Here is a 16520-nt window from a genome sequence, read left to right on the forward strand (position 1 = left end):
TGATGTAGGTTGATTTTACTAAGTTAATCAACTCAGCAATCCAACTTTTTCAGGATTATTACCATGTTTGACCGTCAGAACACTTTAGCCAAAACCGACCCCCAATTATGGGAAGCCATTCAGAACGAAAATCAGCGTCAAGAAGACCATATTGAGCTGATTGCTTCCGAGAACTACACCTCACCAGCGGTGATGGCTGCGCAGGGCTCTCAATTGACCAATAAGTACGCTGAAGGTTATCCAGGCAAGCGCTACTACGGTGGCTGTGAATTCGTAGACGTTGCTGAGCAATTGGCCATTGATCGTGTGAAGGCTTTGTTTGGTGCAGAAGCAGCAAACGTACAACCGCATTGTGGAGCCTCTGCTAACCAAGCAGTTTTCTTAGCCTTCTTAAAACCCGGTGATACCTTCATGGGAATGAGCTTGGCTGAAGGCGGTCACTTGACCCATGGTATGGCATTGAATATGAGCGGTAAATGGTTTAATCCAATCGCTTATGGGTTAGATAAGAACGAAGAAATTGATTACGAGCAAATGGAACGTTTGGCGCGTGAGCACAAACCTAAACTCATCATTGCGGGTGCCTCTGCTTACTCCAAGAAAATTGATTTTGAGCGCATCGGTAAATTAGCCAAAGAAGTGGGCGCGATTTTCATGGTGGACATGGCGCACTATGCCGGCTTAGTTGCTGCTGGTGTTTATCCAAACCCAGTGCCACACGCAGATATCGTTACCTCCACAACCCACAAGAGTTTGCGCGGCCCACGTGGTGGCATCATCTTGATGAAGGCTGAGCATGAGAAAGCCATTAACTCTGCAGTCTTCCCAGGCTTACAGGGCGGTCCTTTGATGCATGTAATTGCAGCTAAAGCGGTTGCGTTTAAGGAGGCTGCAGAACCTAGTTTCAAGGATTATCAAAAGCAAGTAGTAGCCAACGCCAAAGCATTGGCTGAGACATTAATTTCTCGTGGCTTGCGCATTGTTTCTGGCGGTACAGATTCGCATGTGATGTTGGTAGATTTGCGTGCAAAGAAAATGACTGGCAAAGAAGCGGAGCGCGTCCTTGGTGAAGCACATATCACTTGCAACAAAAATGGTATCCCGAACGATCCAGAAAAACCGATGGTGACTAGTGGCATTCGTTTGGGTTCACCTGCGATGACAACGCGTGGTTTTAAAGAAGCGGAAGCACGTCAAGTCGGTAATTTCATTGCGGATGTTTTAGATAACCCTAATGATGCTGAGAATATTGCTAAGGTGCGTGCACAAGTAGCGGAACTCACCAAGCGTTTCCCGGTTTACGGTTAACTCGCTCCGCAGAAAAGAGAACGGATTGCGCTGCCCTTTTTGCCATAACGACGATACCCAGGTACTCGATACCCGGGTATCGGACGAGGGCGATACGATTCGCCGTCGTCGCCGTTGTGCCAAATGCGATAAACGCTTTACAACTTACGAGCGGGTTGAGCTGGCGCTTCCGGCGATCGTCAAAAAGAATGGTAGTCGGGTGGAGTACAGCCACGATAAGCTCGCTAGCTCCCTGAAATTGGCCCTCAGGAAGCGCCCCGTGTCCTCGGATTCAGTGGATGAGTCAATTGCCCGCATTGAAGAAAAACTCCTGAGCCTAGGCGAAAAAGAGATCCCGAGTGAGCGCGTAGGGGAGTTGGTGATGCGAGAGCTCAAACGCCTCGATAAAGTCGCCTACATTCGTTTTGCTTCTGTTTATCGAAGCTTTGCCGACATTGAATCTTTTGAAAGCGCTCTCAAAGAGCTCAAGTAAGTTGCATGCCGCCTTTGGCGGTGTTTACTACTGAAATTTCTTGGACTGTTCAGCGCACATCATCTTGATGACGCCATCAATGTCTGTAGGTTTTTTCCAGCCTAAGGTTTTGATTGCCTTTTCTGGGTTGCCTACGCTGGCAACAATTTCATTTGGGCGGAAGAAGCTCTTTTCAATCTCGACATACTTTTGCCAATCCAAATCAAAATATTCAAAGGATTTAGCAACGAAGTATTTGAGCGATTCTTTTCTGCCTGTGGCAATGACAAAATCATCTGGTTTATCCAGCTGCATCATTAGCCACATCGCTTCGACATACTCTGGAGCCCAGCCCCAGTCGCGAGAAATATCTAAATTGCCCAGTTGCAATTTGTCGAGCTGACCAGCCTTAATCTTGGCGGCGCCAGCAATAATCTTTTGCGTAACAAAGCGTTCTGGACGCAATGGCGATTCATGATTGAAGAGGATGCCCGTGCAGGCATATAGGCCATAAGATTCGCGATAGCTATTAATGAGCCATTTAGCGGTGGATTTGGCTACTGCATAAGGGCTGCGCGGTGCAAAGGGAGTCTGTTCGTTGGCGGGTGTATCGCCGGTATCGCCAAAACATTCACTTGAGCCAGCATTGTAAAAACGCACTGGCTTATTGAGCAGGCGAATGACTTCCAAAATATTTAAAGTACCAATCGCAATACTTTCGATCGCTTCGACGGGTTGATCAAACGAGAGGCCCACCGAAGTTTGGCCGGCCAAGTTATAGATCTCATCGGGATCGGCTTCTTGAATGGCATTGAAAACGCTTCTAAAGTCATTGATCGAAACGGAAATCAGTTTGACCTGAGAGCGAATGCCCAAGGTATTGAGGTTATTGAAGGATGAGGCCATCACATCACGCGATGAGCCTGTTACTTGATAGCCTTTAGATAAGAGGTGCTTTGCTAAATAAGCACCATCTTGCCCGGTAATGCCAATAATGAGTGCTTTTTTGGATGCCAATTTACTTCAGAACAGCAAAGATAGAAGCAGTAATGTCTTCAACGCTACCAGTACCGCTAACCTTGCGGTAAGCAGGCGCTTTTACTGTGTCGCTGGGGCTTGCTTGAGTAGCCCATGTAGAGTAGTACTCAACCAATGGACGAGTTTGATCGTCATAGACCTGTAAACGCTTGCGGACAGTCTCTTCTTTGTCGTCATCGCGCTGAATTAAGTCTTCGCCAGTCACATCATCTTTGCCCGCCACTTTTGGTGGGTTGTATTTGATGTGATAAGTACGCCCTGATGCAGGGTGAACGCGACGACCACCCATGCGATCAATAATGGCATCAAATGGCACATCAATTTCTAAAACGTAATCGATTGGAACGCCAGCATCTTTCATGGCTTGCGCCTGGGGAATTGTTCTGGGGAAGCCATCAAATAAATAACCCTTGCTGCAATCAGGTTGGGTTAAGCGGTCTTTAACTAAGCCAATAATGATGTCGTCGGACACAAGGCCGCCGGCATCCATAATTTTTTTAGCTGCAATACCCAGTTCAGTTCCTGCTTTCACGGCAGCGCGCAACATATCGCCAGTCGAGATTTGTGGAATAGCAAATTTTTCGCAAATAAACTGAGCTTGTGTGCCTTTTCCAGCACCAGGTGCACCGAGCAGAATCAACCGCATTGTATTTCCCCTTAGAAGAGCTGTAATTGTCCCGTATTTTGTCGGGATCCTTTATATCTAATCCCTAGGATTATCCCCGAGAAAAGCCAATCTTCTCCTGAAATGCTAGGCCTAGGCCAATAGGCGCCGAATACGCTCTAAATCTTCCGGGGTGTCTACCCCAGCAGGAGGTGCTTTTGCTGCGGTATGAACCGCAATACGATAGCCATTCCAGAGGGCGCGCAGCTGCTCTAGGGCTTCAGCTTGCTCTGGTGGAGCTGGTTCTAGACGGGTGTAGGCCTGCAAAAACGCTGCACGATAGGCATAAATGCCTAAATGGCGTAAGTGCCCAGTCTGGGTTGCAACATCTGGGTCGCGTACAAAGGGGATCGGTGCGCGGGAAAAATACAGCGCTTCTCCTACACGATTGAGGACTACTTTGACCACATTCGGATTGGCAATTTCACGCACATCTTCAATAGGTACCGCCACAGTAGAAATCGCGCACTGTCCATGATTGGCTAAGGTTTGTGCCACTTCATTAATGAGTTCTGGTGGAATGAGTGGCTCATCACCCTGCACATTCACTACTAATGCGTTATTTGGAAGCTTGAGTAGTTGAGCAACTTCAGCAAGGCGATCAGTTCCAGTGGGATGATCGGCGCTGGTTAATAAACACTCAATACGGTGCTCATCACATGCTGCTTGAATTTCCGGTGAGTCAGTTGCAACGACGACGCTTTGCGCCAAAGATTTTTTGGCTTGCTCAGCAACGCGGACCACCATAGGCTTGCCGCCGATATCTGCTAGTGGTTTACGTGGCAGGCGTGTCGAACCCAGTCTTGCAGGGATGACTACTAAAAAATCAGGGGCGCTATTACTCATGCAATCTAGAAATTAAAGAACTTCATCTGCGCTTAAGCTGCGCGCTTCTTCAACCAGCATGACTGGCACATCATCGCGAATCGGGTATGCAAGGCGATCTGCTTTGCAGATGAGTTCGTTCTTGCTGGCATCCAAATGCAAAGGGCTTTTGCACAAAGGGCAAACCAAAATATCGAGTAAACGTTTATCCATAGTGTTATGAGGCGCTGGCAATTGAAATAGTAAATTGGGAATACAGACAGTGTAGCCGTTTAAGGGTGAAGAGGTGAGGTTTAGAGGTTGTAGCGATAGGGGTCTGGTCGCTGCAAGATCGATTGCAGCCATTCAACCAAGTTATCTGGAAGTTGTAAAGACATCGGCACTACCCAAATTCGCTCATCATTAATGCCCGTGCATTTAACCGCATCTTTTTCGGTAATCAAAATGCACTGGGTGTGGATACCCTTAAAAAACTCTGGGGTGTAATCCACATGGTCGGGTAATGGGTAATGTTTGCCACTCACTCCATGTTTAGCAAGGTCATCAAAAAAGCGTTGTGGATTACCCAGGCCTGCAACCATCGCAATATTCTTTGGTAAATATTGTTCGGCAATCTGGGTCAGTGATTGGGTATTGGCTTGATTGACTAACTGGTACGGGGTATCTAAGTGAGCACCCAAAGTAAATGCGCGCCGACCCAAAAAATATTCATCCAAAATCCCGCTCTTGGAGTTCTTGGGCGCGCCAGTCAATAGGGTGGCATCACGTCCACGTGTTGCAGGCTCGCGGAGCGGACCGGCAGGTAGCAAAAAGCGGTTACCTTCACCGCGAGCATCGCGGACAACAAATTCAATATCGCGTCCACCTTCGCGTGCAGGCCAGCGCACTAGGCCACGATGTTGCAGGCCATCGTCACTAATAATCACATCGACTTCAGGTGAATGCTTTAGCAAAGCGCGAATACTTTGCTGGCGTTTTGGAAAGACCCAGAGTGGAAATTGATTGTGGGTACGCTTAGCAATTAGGACCGGCTCGTCACCCGCTAATGAGGGATCGGAATCACTGCTTACTTGCATCGGTGAAGTTTGGGATGCTGAACCATAGCCACGGCTAATAATTCCTGGCTTCCATCCGAGGCGGCTTAAGCGCTCTGCTAGCGCAATCACAATCGGTGTCTTACCAGTCCCACCTACCCGAATGTTACCCACAATAATGATGGGTACCGGAGCTGGCTGTGATCGTGTGAGATCTAGATCTGCAATCAGTTTGCGCAAACGCAGTACACAACCGTATAGCCAAGAGAGCGGCCACAGGATCAAACTAGTCGGGCCACGTCTTTCCCAAAACTTCGGGGCTTTGCGAAATAAGGAGAATGCCATGCTGATCTTGGAGCCCGTGATTACTTTTTGGTCTGACTACTAAAAACAATATTACTAAGATTGGCATCACGCGCAGCTTCGAGCGCAGTCATGACGGCTTGATGGGGTGCTTTGGCATCGGCATCAATATTGACTTGGAGGGTGTTCGCCGATGCACCCGATTGCGTGCTAAGTTGAGTTAGGACGCTACTTAATTGTGTACGGTCAGTAACTTTGCCGTTAATCGCAAAGCGACCATCACGACTGACTGCAATATGAATTTGTTTGCTCTCCACTTGTGCTTCGCTACCATTGGCAGTAGGTAAGGTGATGGCCAATTCTTGGTAGCGTGTAAAGGTAGTGGAGATCATTAAAAAGATCAGTACCACTAAGAGCACATCAATAAAGGGAATGAGATTAATTTCAGGTTCAGCAGAAACTGCACCACTGCCTAATGAGAATCGATTTCTCTGTGCGGAGTGAGTATCAAGCCAACTCATTTTGCTGATTCAGTGGGGTAGAGTTTTTTGAATAATTGGCGAGTGAACTCTTCACATTCGCGTTGACGTTGATTGGCCATCGCCCGCAACCCTCTCCAGGCAGCTAGTGCTGGTATTGCAATGAGCAAGCCAAATGCAGTGTTGTAGAGTGCTACCGAAATACCGTGTGCCAGTTGCTGAGGGCTACCTGCCGCACCATTAATAGCACCTTGGCTTCCAAAGATTTCAATCATGCCAACGACGGTGCCAAATAAGCCCAGCAATGGCGCTACCGTAGCAATCGTTGCGAGGGCGCCTAAATAACGATCGAGTTTTTGCCAGACGTTTTGTGCGGTGGCTTGGAGCTCTTCTAAGGCCGCCGCTGAACTACTACCCGCTACCTTCTCTTTAAAGACGCAAGCAAATAAGGAGGTTGCTGGTGAGAGTTGCGCTAATTGACTAATTTGCTCTCCAGCAAGCGTGTGTTGGTTTTGGAGTTGGTTAGCCAAGGTAAAAGTGGTCTCAAGACTGCCAACCGGAAAAATATGGGTTTGGCGCAAATACCAACTACGCTCAATCACAATGGCTAAGCCAATAATGGAGATGATGAGTAAAGGCCAAATAGGCCAGCCAGCGGATAGTAAGATGGAGTACATAAGCTCAGTACTTTAGCTGAATTAAAAAGCCCGTTTCGGAAAGATTGCCTGTGGATAACTCTGTGCAAAACTTTTCTATAGGGGCGCGCTAAGTCCTTGATCGATGGTAGAGGGTCTGGGCTAGCCCCCAAATGAGCTCAAAATACTGTTATAAATAAGCTATACAAATCAAAGGCTTATAGTTTTACTGTAGTATTTATGAGACGTTTTGGGTCAGTGATTACTTACTTATAAGCATTAAACCCAAGGCCAATAGGCCTCTGTGGATATTTATTGGCCCCCAGGCCTGATCGTTTGAAGAGTAAAGAGAATAAATGTCGGAAATATCAAGGGAAATCCTGTCAGTTGGCGATCTAAACCGCGCTATTGCGGCCTCATTAGAGGATCGCTTTGATACTGTTTGGGTCAGCGGGGAGATTTCCAACTTCAAGGCTTATGACAGTGGACATTGGTACTTCTCATTAAAGGATGAAGAGGGTCAAATTCGCTGCGTCATGTTCCGTGGCCGTAATGGCCAAGTGGGCTTTATGCCGCAATCGGGGGATTTGGTTGAGGTTAGTGCCAGCCTCGGTATGTATGTTCCCAGGGGCGATATTCAGCTCACCATTCAAACACTGCGCCGTGCAGGCATGGGTGGATTGTATGAAGCGTTTTTAAAACTCAAAGCCAAACTCGCTAAAGAAGGCCTGTTTGATGAAGAACGCAAACGTGACATTCCAACGCACCCGCGATCGATTGGCATCATTACTTCACCACAAGCAGCAGCGCTCAAAGATGTATTGAGCACCTTGGCAAGACGTGCACCGCATATTCCGATTGTGATTTATCCAACGTTGGTACAAGGTCCTGATGCACCTGCAGGAATTATTGCTGCACTTAAGGCGGCAGAACAAGAACACGCAGTCGATGTGATTTTGTTAGTGCGTGGCGGTGGCAGTATTGAAGATCTGTGGGCATTTAATGATGAGCAATTGGCTTATGCCATTGCAAGCTCACCGATACCTGTAGTAAGTGGCGTAGGTCATGAAACCGATTTCACGATCGCTGACTTTGTGTCGGATTTACGTGCGCCAACCCCCACGGGGGCTGCAGAGCTGGCTGCCCCAAGGCGCGATCAAATGCTGCAAGAGTTGGATGCCATCATGCAGGCACTCTTGCAACAGATACGCCAACGCGTTGAGCGTGAGGCACAAACGCTCGATCAATTAGCGCTCAGACTTGGTCATGCATTACCAAATCCTGATCGCATGCGCGAACAAATCACGAGTTATCAGCAGCGACTTACACAAGCATGGTCAGTGCGTGTCGAAAATTGGAAGCGCAATCAATCGCACTATCAATCGCAATTAGAAATGCTCAACCCACAAAGAACTTTAGAGCGGGGTTATGCAGTGGTTCTGAATGTGGGTGAGGGTTTTCATGCAGCACGTAAGCCAGGCGATTTGCATACTCATGCTGAATATGAAATTCGATTAGCAGAAGGCGCTGCTACTGTGCAGTTTGAAAAAGTCACCACAATCAAAGACGCTAGCTAAGCGTTAAAGACTAGGGGCTTTGCCCTATTAAACGCTTTATAAGATATTGGGTTCTATTTCTAGACTGACACCAAACTCTTTGCGCACTGCCTCTTGAATGCATTTGGCTAAACCCAAAATATCCTGGGCTGTGCCTTCCCCATGATTGACGAGTACTAGGGCTTGGTTTTCATAAACACCCACATGACCCATGCGCTGGCCCTTAAAGCCGCATTGATCAATGAGCCAGCCAGCAGCCAATTTACGCTTGCCAGAGCGGTCTGGGTAGGAGATCAGCCCTGGGTATTTATGTAGCAGGGTTTCGTATTGCTCGTTGGGAATAATAGGGTTCTGAAAGAAGCTACCAGCATTGCCAATCACCTTAGGATCTGGGAGTTTGTGAGTGCGAATTTTGCACACCGCTAAAAAGATCTCTTCGGCGCTGGGCTTGGGATTGGATTCAAACTGCTTTGCCAGATCCGCATAGTGAATACGTGCTTGCCAGTGTTTAGGAGTTTTAAAAACGACCTTTGTCACGATAAACCGTTGGGGATTTTGTTTGAAGTAGCTATCGCGATAAGCAAAACAGCAGGCATCTTTATTCAGAGTGACAAAGGCTTGGTCTTTTGTATCGTAGGCTTGTACGCTCTCGATAAACTCACCCACCTCTAGTCCATAGGCACCAATATTCTGAATGGGCGCAGCGCCTACAGTGCCCGGGATGAGCGCTAGGTTTTCAAGTCCCGGAAAATTATTCTCTAAGGTCCAGGCAACAAATTCATGCCAGTTCACGCCACCACCAACGGTAATGCGCGTGAATTCGCCAGCGTCATCTACCTTGATTCCTGAGATATTCATCAGTAGGGTAGCGCCTGGTAGAACCTTGGGCAAAATGACATTACTGCCGCCACCTAAAACCCGCCATGGCAGTTTTTGCTCTGCAATCTGCTGCATGATCCCCGGAATTTGCTCGGCGGTATCAATTTCAAAAGCCCATTGTGCAGTAGCGTCAAACCCAAAGGTGTTGCGATCCTTGAGCCCAAGATTTGGGTGAGATTTGGGGCTGGGGGGCGCAGATGAGGCAAAGTTCATGCCACAATCTTATTCGAATGCGCGCCAAATGCGCAGATAATCCAGAGATAATTGGGTGATTGCTCGCATGTGAGCTACAAAAACCGATAGATTACAAAAGGAGTGAAAAATGCCCTCATTTGACGTTGTATGCGAACCCGATATGGTTGAGCTCAAAAATGCGATTGAGCAGTCCAATAAAGAGATTAGCAACCGTTTTGACTTTAAGGGCTCTGATAGCCGTGTAGAGCAAAAAGATGAAGCCCTCATTTTGTTTGGTGACGATGACTTTAAATTGGGTCAAGTGCGCGATGTGCTCATTAACAAAATGGCCAAGCGCAATGTGGATGTGCGCTATCTCAAAGATGACAAAACTGAAACCATTGGTGGTGATAAGCGCAAACAAACCATGAAGATCCAAAAAGGGATTACTTCAGATCTGGCAAAAAAAGTCGTACGCATTATTAAAGACAGTAAGCTCAAAGTGCAAGCGAGTATTCAAGGGGATGCCGTACGTGTCACCGGCGCTAAGCGTGATGACTTGCAAGAAACCATGGCACTTCTGAAAAAAGAAGTGACTGAAGCGCCATTGGGCTTTAATAACTTCCGTGACTAATGCTGCAGCAAAGATAGCTCCAGCAAGCCAAGAGGCGATTGAACGCTTTTGTGATGCTTGTTGGCTAGAGGATGGGCTGGCACAAAACAGTTTGTCAGCCTATCGCCGAGACCTGCTATTGCTGGCCCAGTGGTTGTATCAGCAGTCAGGTGCTGACCTCTACTCCGTAACGGAAAAAGACCTGACAGCCTATATAGCCTATCGTCGCGCCGATAAGGCAACAACTGCCAATCGCAGATTAACGGTATTTAAGCGTTTTTATCGACACGCACTACGAATCAACTTGGTCAAAAGCGATCCGTGTATTGGCTTGCGTGCTGCTAAGCAAGCACTGCGTTTTCCAAAAACATTGAGTGAAGATCAAGTAAGTGCATTACTCAAAGCGCCGGATGTGGAAACGCCATTGGGTTTGCGCGATCGCACGATGTTAGAGCTCATGTATGCCAGTGGTTTGCGCGTCTCAGAAATTGTGGCACTCAAAACCGTAGCGCTCGGGCTGAATGAAGGTGTTGTGCGAGTAGTCAATGGCAAAGGCGGCAAAGAGCGCCTCGTGCCTTTTGGTGGGGAAGCGGGGCAGTGGTTGCGGCGCTATCTTGCGGAAGCGCGCACCCCTTTGTTGGAGGGTAAAACGAGTGATGCAGTGTTTGTGGGGCGCCATACTGGCACAGGTTTAACTCGGCAGGCCTTTTGGGCGCTTATCAAGCGCTATGCCACCGTGGCTAATATTCCTGTGGCCCTATCACCGCACACCTTACGCCATGCCTTTGCAACCCATCTGTTAAACCATGGGGCCGATTTGCGGGTGGTGCAGTTATTGCTGGGCCACGCAGATATTTCCACTACCCAGATTTACACCCATGTTGCCAGAGAGCGACTCAAGTCTATCCACCAGCAGCACCATCCTCGCGGTAGCTGATTAAAACCAATAAAAGTGTTTAAGATGACGTTATGACCTTGACCCTCGATCTTTTGCTCATTCCGATTGCTTATTTGATTGGCTCCATTTCCTTTGCGGTAGTTGTCAGTAAGTGTATGAATTTGCCTGACCCCCATTCTTATGGCTCGGGTAATCCGGGCGCTACCAATGTGTTGCGTACGGGCAATAAATTGGCTGCCGTACTCACGCTCATTGGCGATGCCTTAAAGGGTTACTTGGCAGTTATGTTGGCTCGCATCATCTTGGGCGATCAATCTTTAACTGCTTCCTTAAATTCTTGGTTGTTGTGCGGTGTAGTGCTCGCTGTTTTTCTGGGGCATTTATTTCCAGTGTTTCATGGCTTTAAGGGTGGCAAAGGCGTTGCTACTGCCTGCGGTATTTTGTTTGGCGTGAACGCCATACTGGGAATGGCAACCTTGGGCACCTGGATTATCGTGGCGCTCTTCATGCGCTACTCTTCCTTGGCTGCATTGGCAGCAGCTATTTTTGGCCCGATCTATTTTGTCTTCTTATTTGGTTTTCAGCCTATGGGTATTGCGCTCTTGATTGTGTGCTTGCTGCTGATCTGGCGCCACCGTAGCAATATTCATAATTTGCTCAATGGTACTGAGAGTCGTATTGGCTCCAAAAAGAAGTCAACCTAAACACTCTTTAGAAAGTACTTCATGACTATTGCTTACGCCTGCATTCTGTTTATGGGTTTATTTCCTTATGTTGCCGCAGGCATTGCTAAAAAAGGGTTTGAGCAATATGACAACAGCATGCCCAGAGCGTGGCTAGCTAAGCAAACGGGATTTAGAGCAAGAGCCAACGCAGCCCAAGCCAATCTTTTTGAATCCTTACCTCTCTTTTTTGCTGCAGTGATCATTGCTCAGATACAACAGGCGCCGCAATTTAAAATTGACCTACTGGCAATTGGCTTTGTTATTGCCAGAATTGCTTACCTGATTTGCTACATCTCCAATTGGCCCACCACGAGATCGATTGTTTGGATGGCTGGCTTAGCTTGCGTCGTAGCGATCTTTTTCCAGATCTAGTCCCATAAAAATATATTCAAGCAATTAAAAAGAGGCTACCAACACCAACATAGCCACATCTACAGAGACACTTAATACAATGCCCACTAAAAAAACATCAACCTCTTCTAAAGTTGCAAAAAAAGCACCGACTAAAAAAGTAGCCATGAGTAAAGTAAGTTCCAAAAAAGTAGCAATTAAAAAAGTATCAAATAAAAATGACGATGGCTTGCCACTCTCGGTGGTGATTCGTAAGCGTATCGAGGCAGAAAATGCTCGCTTTCACGCAAATGACAATATTGCCGCTTACATCAAGCCTGGTGAGCTAGAGCGCCTGGTTGAAGAAGTCGCTGAAAAAATGCAGGCAGTGCTCGAGAGCTTGGTGATTGATACTCAAAATGATCACAATACCCAGAACACCAGTAGGCGCGTTGCCAAGATGTATGTCCAAGAAGTCTTTAATGGGCGTTATGTAGAGCAGCCAGCGCTCACCAAGTTCCCGAATGTGAGCCGCTTAAATGAGCTCATGATCATTGGCCCAATCACAGTGCGTAGCGCTTGCTCGCATCACCTATGCCCCATCATGGGCAGAATTTGGATTGGGGTATTGCCAAGTAAAGAATCTGCCTTGATTGGTCTGTCTAAGTACTCTCGTCTGACCGAGTGGGTGATGTGTAGACCCCAGATTCAGGAAGAGGCAGTAGTTGAGCTAGCAGATATGCTGGAGAGAAAGATCAAACCCATTGGGGTAGCCGTGGTGATGGATGCCGATCACTTCTGTATGCAATGGCGCGGGGTAAAAGACCGAGACTCCAAGATGATCAATAGCGTCATGCGTGGTGCATTCCTCAAAGACTCTAATCTGCGAAGAGAATTCTTGGCTTTGATTGACCGGAAGTAAGTGGGCGCTCTATAAAGCTAAAAAGAAGCCTACTTGTTCACAATAGATATGCATTCAGGCAATTGAGGGGTATTTTTCTTAAATGCCACATCTTGAATGTTGTAAAAGTGATACAACCACAATAAGTAATGGCGCAGGGTATTTATAAGTTCAATATCATTCTTCTAGAACTCAGGGTGTATTGGTAAATAGAAAAATAAGGGAAAAGAATGAAAAAGACATTACTCGTTGTAGTTACTTCGTTAGTACTAACAAATTCTGCTATGGCAGCAGGTTCATTTGATGGAATCAATACTCAATTGGGAGTTGGGTTTGGCCAACTTTCGTCAAACTCAGATAGCTTCACTGACAACTACAGCGACCCAGGCAATAGCTATACATCGCGGGGCACTCAAAGTTACAACACTTCTGGCAATGCCAATGTCTTTGGTACGGCCTCTATCGGATATTCCTATGGATTTACTAGTAAGTTCAACTTGGCCGCTAATGCATTTTATTTAGGCGGCTCTAGTAATGCGGGCTCCAGCACCTATCTCAGTACAACTAACTATCCAACAACTTCATCCGGCTCAAATAACGTTACCCTGAAAAATATTTTTGGTGTCGTAGTTGAGCCAGGATATTATTTCGGCGATAAGAGCCTCGCTTTCTTAAAGGCTGGCATAGCTCAGGCTACAGCAGGCATTAATGGTTTTCAAAGTTATAACTACTCTAATAACAGCGGCCCAATTGGTTCAATTAACTACAATGCTTCATCAAATGTGCAGGGTGTTCTATATGGCCTGGGCTTTAAACAGTTAATAACAGAGCAAGTTTATGTTGGTTTTGAGGCGTATCAAATTCAATTTGCCAACAAGTCTTTTTCAACGGCTTACAGTGACAGCATGGGTAAAGGCACTCAATCAACCACAATCAAACCATTGGCATCATTTGCTGGCGTGACTTTGGGATATAAGTTCTAATTTTTTATTTAAAACTGCTTTTTCAAAAGCCGCTCCTTGTGAGCGGCTTTTGTTTGATAGGCAGACCTTTAGTCATTGGGGCCGGCATATTGGGTGGTTGAAATCCCCATCTCAATGCTTCATTTGCGGTGTTGGTTAAGAAAGTGTCGTAACTTTGCAACAATTCTAGAAATTAGTTATAAATTCCATATAATCGTCTCGATCCCCAAAAAGGGGCAAATTTTAATAATTACAAGGGATTAAAGAATGAAAAAGAAATTACTAGTAGCCGTTGCTACAGCAGTAGTTGCAAGTTCCGCAATGGCTCAGTCAGCTTTTGAAGGCGCATACGCTCAGATCGCTACTGGCTACGAAAACAACACCCTGACTTCCTTAGGTGGTCCTTACTCTGGTGTTGATATCAGCAATAACAAGTTTTCTGGCAATATCAGCGGTGGCGATCAAACTGCTTCTGGTGTTCCTTTGGTTTTAGGTTTGGGTTACACATTCCAGGTTACCGGACCTTGGACGGTAGGCTTAGGTGCGGATTACTCTGCTCTTAGTCAAAAAACAAACACCTATACTTTGAATAACTCTAACGGTGTTCCGCTTGCTGGGAATCAAGGTCAAATTTCAAACCGATTCAACGTTTATGTAACGCCAGGTTTCGCTATTGATAAGGACAAGTTGGTTTATGTAAAAGCTGGTTACTCAACACAGCAGCTCAAGATGACTACCAACGCAAGCGGTACAGATCCATCCTTGAGCAATACAAGCACAATGAATGGCTACATTGCAGGTATTGGATATAAACAAATTATCACTGGTGGCATCTATGGTTTCGTTGAAGGTAACTATATGAGCTATAGCCATACTGGCTATACGAACTCATGGACTTCTACAAATGGAAACTATAAGAATTCCTACAATGGCAATCCTGCAGCAAGCGCTTACAACCTCCTCGTTGGTGTTGGCTACAAGTTCTAATTCAATATAGTCCAGTTGTAATAAAAAGCCGCTCCTTGTGAGCGGTTTTTTATTACCTAAGCTTTATCCTCAAGATTACCTATTCACTAGCAATGTTTGTTAAGCTGGATCCCCTTAATAGAAAGTGCGAGAGCTTGCTCATGTTGCGGATTATTTTCTTCATTGTTTGTATTGGCTCTCTTGGCGCCTGTAGTGTCATCCCTGACAAAAACCAAGATCCCGCCAAAAATAATGTTGCCACTTATCGCAAGGACTTTAAGGAGTGCCGGGAAGATTACCCAGAGCAACAAGGGTCCGGAGTGCACATTCGGCAATGGGAAGGTTGTATGAATTTAAAGGGCTGGAAATAATCTATTTCTGATTTTGCTTTTAGTGAGAACAGTTCTCATCTATATTTGTATATAAATCAAATGCTTACGCTACACCTAGCAAGCGTAAATCATCTCCACTATGATCGGTTCTAGTTTTGAAAGCGCGTACTAAGTGTTGGTGCGTTTGCATATTGTTAGCTGTTTTATTTTTTGGAGAATCCATGAAAAATAGTCGTCGCCAATTTATGATTTTGTCTGCTGCTGGTGCCTGTACTTTGGCTTTGAACGGTAAAGTTCAAGCTCAAGCCATGGTTGCTGATACTGATCCACAAGCTGCTGCATTGGGATACAAATCTGACGCCACTAAAGTGGATAAGGCTAAGTATGCTAAATACGCTGCTGGTCAAGAGTGCGATAACTGTGCGCTTTACCAAGGTAAGGCTGGCTCTGCTGCTGGTGGTTGCCCATTGTTTGCCGGCAAACAAGTCGCGGCTAAAGGCTGGTGCTCTGCCTACGCTAAAAAGGCTTAAGCCCTTTCTAGCAATTGGGGCCAAGTCCTCAAACAACAAAAAAGACTGCTGCGGCGGTCTTTTTTGTTGGGTCTGACTGGCTCCGTCGATTTATTGCTTTCGCTTTATGATGATTTGCACTAAATAACGAAAAATAAACTATGAGACACACCGCTAAATACCTGATCAAGCGCTATTCATTTTATTTTGGGGGCGACCAACCTGAGGTGGCATGGGCAGAGCGTTTGCGTTCCTGTGCTGGGGCTTTGGTAGGTTTGATGTTGGTGTTTACGATCGCCAAATTACTCGGTGAGCTTGCAGGTATTGACGAGTGGCTGATGGCTTCTTTGGGGGCTAGCGCCTTACTGGTGTTTGCTTTACCCGGTAGTCCCATGGCCCAGCCGTGGGCGGTGATTGCTGGCAATACGCTTTCAGCACTCATTGGCATCACAGCAGTAATCCTGATTCCTGAGCCTTTACTGGCTATGCCAATAGCAGCTAGCCTGTCGATTATGGGAATGTTTATTTTGCGCTGCCTACATCCACCTGCAGCTGCGGTAGCGTTGATTGTGGTGTTGGGCCATGTCACCCATTACCGCTATGCCTTATTTCCAGTAATGGTCGATTCCATCTTGTTGATTGTGGCTGGGGCTATTTATAGCAATTTGACGGGAAAAGTCTACCCAAATAGGCCTAAATGAAGACAGTTCCTATAACTGCCCTTAAAAATTAATTATTTAGGCCTATTTTCTTCTATCTGTAGCTATCTTTTGATAAATCAGCTTATTTGATTTTTGTTGCTGCAATCGAGGCGATGCAGTCTTTAATGCCGTAGTTGTGGTATTTGCCGGCGTTTTCCTTTTTAAGGGATTGGGCGCACTCCACTACAGAATTGCGAACGTTGATTTTTGGGGTGTTAGCTGTGCTCATATTGACTC

23 protein-coding genes are annotated in these 16520 nt (G+C 46.4%); 13 read left to right on the forward strand and 10 right to left on the reverse strand.

Going from position 1 to position 16520, the window contains the following annotated elements:
- Window positions 1-63: 63 nt before the first annotated feature.
- Window positions 64-1308, forward strand: a complete 1245-nt coding sequence (glyA, locus tag ICN24_RS02715; RefSeq protein WP_216221171.1) for a serine hydroxymethyltransferase — start codon at window positions 64-66, stop codon at window positions 1306-1308.
- 25 nt (window positions 1309-1333) lie between these two features.
- On the forward strand, window positions 1334-1780 hold the full coding sequence (gene nrdR, locus ICN24_RS02720; protein ID WP_068320514.1) for a transcriptional regulator NrdR: 447 nt from the start codon (window positions 1334-1336) through the stop codon (window positions 1778-1780).
- Between the two features lie 27 nt (window positions 1781-1807).
- Here the strand turns inward: nrdR and ICN24_RS02725 are convergent, their stop codons facing one another.
- The 7 genes from ICN24_RS02725 to ICN24_RS02755 form a co-directional block, all read right to left on the reverse strand.
- The gene (locus ICN24_RS02725) at window positions 1808-2776 is read right to left on the reverse strand and encodes a GDP-mannose 4,6-dehydratase (protein WP_216221172.1); all 969 of its coding nucleotides are present in this window, start codon (window positions 2774-2776) and stop codon (window positions 1808-1810) included.
- Between the two features lies 1 nt (window position 2777).
- Window positions 2778-3443 carry an adenylate kinase gene (adk, locus tag ICN24_RS02730; RefSeq protein WP_216221173.1) on the reverse strand — a complete coding sequence of 222 codons (666 nt, stop codon included), beginning with the start codon at window positions 3441-3443 and terminating at the stop codon, window positions 2778-2780.
- Window positions 3444-3554: 111 nt separating this feature from the next.
- Window positions 3555-4307: a 3-deoxy-manno-octulosonate cytidylyltransferase gene (gene kdsB / locus ICN24_RS02735; protein WP_216221174.1), complete on the reverse strand. Its 753-nt coding sequence runs from the start codon at window positions 4305-4307 to the stop codon at window positions 3555-3557.
- Between the two features lie 12 nt (window positions 4308-4319).
- The gene (locus ICN24_RS02740) at window positions 4320-4499 is read right to left on the reverse strand and encodes a Trm112 family protein (protein WP_216221175.1); all 180 of its coding nucleotides are present in this window, start codon (window positions 4497-4499) and stop codon (window positions 4320-4322) included.
- Window positions 4500-4579: 80 nt separating this feature from the next.
- Complete coding sequence (lpxK, locus tag ICN24_RS02745; RefSeq protein WP_216221176.1) at window positions 4580-5665, reverse strand: tetraacyldisaccharide 4'-kinase; 1086 nt, start codon at window positions 5663-5665, stop codon at window positions 4580-4582.
- Between the two features lie 20 nt (window positions 5666-5685).
- A complete protein-coding gene (locus ICN24_RS02750; RefSeq protein WP_216221177.1) occupies window positions 5686-6144 on the reverse strand; it encodes a biopolymer transporter ExbD in 459 nt (152 codons plus the stop codon).
- A complete protein-coding gene (locus ICN24_RS02755) occupies window positions 6141-6779 on the reverse strand; it encodes a MotA/TolQ/ExbB proton channel family protein (protein ID WP_216221178.1) in 639 nt (212 codons plus the stop codon). The genes ICN24_RS02750 and ICN24_RS02755 overlap by 4 nt, the downstream gene beginning before the upstream one ends.
- A 314-nt stretch (window positions 6780-7093) precedes the next feature.
- Here ICN24_RS02755 and xseA point away from each other — a divergent pair, with 314 nt between their 5' ends.
- The gene (gene xseA / locus ICN24_RS02760) at window positions 7094-8314 is read left to right on the forward strand and encodes an exodeoxyribonuclease VII large subunit (protein WP_216221180.1); all 1221 of its coding nucleotides are present in this window, start codon (window positions 7094-7096) and stop codon (window positions 8312-8314) included.
- A gap of 36 nt (window positions 8315-8350) precedes the next feature.
- Here the strand turns inward: xseA and murB are convergent, their stop codons facing one another.
- Window positions 8351-9385 carry a UDP-N-acetylmuramate dehydrogenase gene (gene murB, locus ICN24_RS02765; RefSeq protein ID WP_216221182.1) on the reverse strand — a complete coding sequence of 345 codons (1035 nt, stop codon included), beginning with the start codon at window positions 9383-9385 and terminating at the stop codon, window positions 8351-8353.
- A gap of 109 nt (window positions 9386-9494) precedes the next feature.
- On the opposite strand from murB, the gene ICN24_RS02770 reads away from it, so the two are divergent.
- From ICN24_RS02770 to ICN24_RS02785, 4 genes are read left to right on the forward strand one after another with little or no spacing between them, the layout of a single operon-like run.
- Entirely contained in the window at window positions 9495-9980 is a 486-nt protein-coding gene (locus ICN24_RS02770; protein WP_216221184.1) for a YajQ family cyclic di-GMP-binding protein, read from the forward strand.
- Window positions 9964-10896, forward strand: a complete 933-nt coding sequence (xerD, locus tag ICN24_RS02775) for a site-specific tyrosine recombinase XerD (RefSeq protein WP_370623109.1) — start codon at window positions 9964-9966, stop codon at window positions 10894-10896. Before ICN24_RS02770 ends, xerD begins: the two co-directional genes overlap by 17 nt.
- A gap of 32 nt (window positions 10897-10928) precedes the next feature.
- A complete protein-coding gene (gene plsY, locus ICN24_RS02780) occupies window positions 10929-11561 on the forward strand; it encodes a glycerol-3-phosphate 1-O-acyltransferase PlsY (RefSeq protein ID WP_216221187.1) in 633 nt (210 codons plus the stop codon).
- Window positions 11562-11582: 21 nt separating this feature from the next.
- Window positions 11583-11954 (forward strand): MAPEG family protein, encoded by a 372-nt coding sequence (locus ICN24_RS02785; protein ID WP_216221189.1) that lies wholly within the window; start codon window positions 11583-11585, stop codon window positions 11952-11954.
- Between the two features lie 24 nt (window positions 11955-11978).
- Here the strand turns inward: ICN24_RS02785 and ICN24_RS10330 are convergent, their stop codons facing one another.
- Window positions 11979-12101, reverse strand: a complete 123-nt coding sequence (locus ICN24_RS10330; protein ID WP_255532539.1) for a hypothetical protein — start codon at window positions 12099-12101, stop codon at window positions 11979-11981.
- On the opposite strand from ICN24_RS10330, the gene folE reads away from it, so the two are divergent.
- From folE to ICN24_RS02815, 6 genes are all read left to right on the forward strand, one after another.
- The gene (gene folE, locus ICN24_RS02790; RefSeq protein ID WP_255532540.1) at window positions 12100-12834 is read left to right on the forward strand and encodes a GTP cyclohydrolase I; all 735 of its coding nucleotides are present in this window, start codon (window positions 12100-12102) and stop codon (window positions 12832-12834) included. The two genes, ICN24_RS10330 and folE, sit on opposite strands and share 2 nt — an antisense overlap.
- A gap of 209 nt (window positions 12835-13043) precedes the next feature.
- The gene (locus ICN24_RS02795) at window positions 13044-13796 is read left to right on the forward strand and encodes a hypothetical protein (RefSeq protein ID WP_216221193.1); all 753 of its coding nucleotides are present in this window, start codon (window positions 13044-13046) and stop codon (window positions 13794-13796) included.
- Between the two features lie 246 nt (window positions 13797-14042).
- On the forward strand, window positions 14043-14762 hold the full coding sequence (locus ICN24_RS02800; RefSeq protein WP_216221195.1) for an outer membrane protein: 720 nt from the start codon (window positions 14043-14045) through the stop codon (window positions 14760-14762).
- Window positions 14763-14902: 140 nt separating this feature from the next.
- A complete protein-coding gene (locus ICN24_RS02805; protein ID WP_255532541.1) occupies window positions 14903-15112 on the forward strand; it encodes a hypothetical protein in 210 nt (69 codons plus the stop codon).
- A 182-nt stretch (window positions 15113-15294) separates the two neighbouring features.
- Window positions 15295-15603, forward strand: coding sequence for a high-potential iron-sulfur protein (locus ICN24_RS02810; protein ID WP_215393821.1), 309 nt, complete (start codon window positions 15295-15297; stop codon window positions 15601-15603).
- Between the two features lie 140 nt (window positions 15604-15743).
- Window positions 15744-16283 (forward strand): HPP family protein, encoded by a 540-nt coding sequence (locus tag ICN24_RS02815; protein WP_216221197.1) that lies wholly within the window; start codon window positions 15744-15746, stop codon window positions 16281-16283.
- 82 nt (window positions 16284-16365) lie between these two features.
- On the opposite strand, the gene ICN24_RS02820 is transcribed toward ICN24_RS02815, so the two are convergent.
- Window positions 16366-16512 carry a hypothetical protein gene (locus ICN24_RS02820; protein ID WP_216221200.1) on the reverse strand — a complete coding sequence of 49 codons (147 nt, stop codon included), beginning with the start codon at window positions 16510-16512 and terminating at the stop codon, window positions 16366-16368.
- Between the last annotated feature and the right edge of the window lie 8 nt (window positions 16513-16520).

It is taken from the genome of Polynucleobacter sp. UK-Kesae-W10 (assembly GCF_018881575.1).
Lineage (GTDB): Bacteria > Pseudomonadota > Gammaproteobacteria > Burkholderiales > Burkholderiaceae > Polynucleobacter.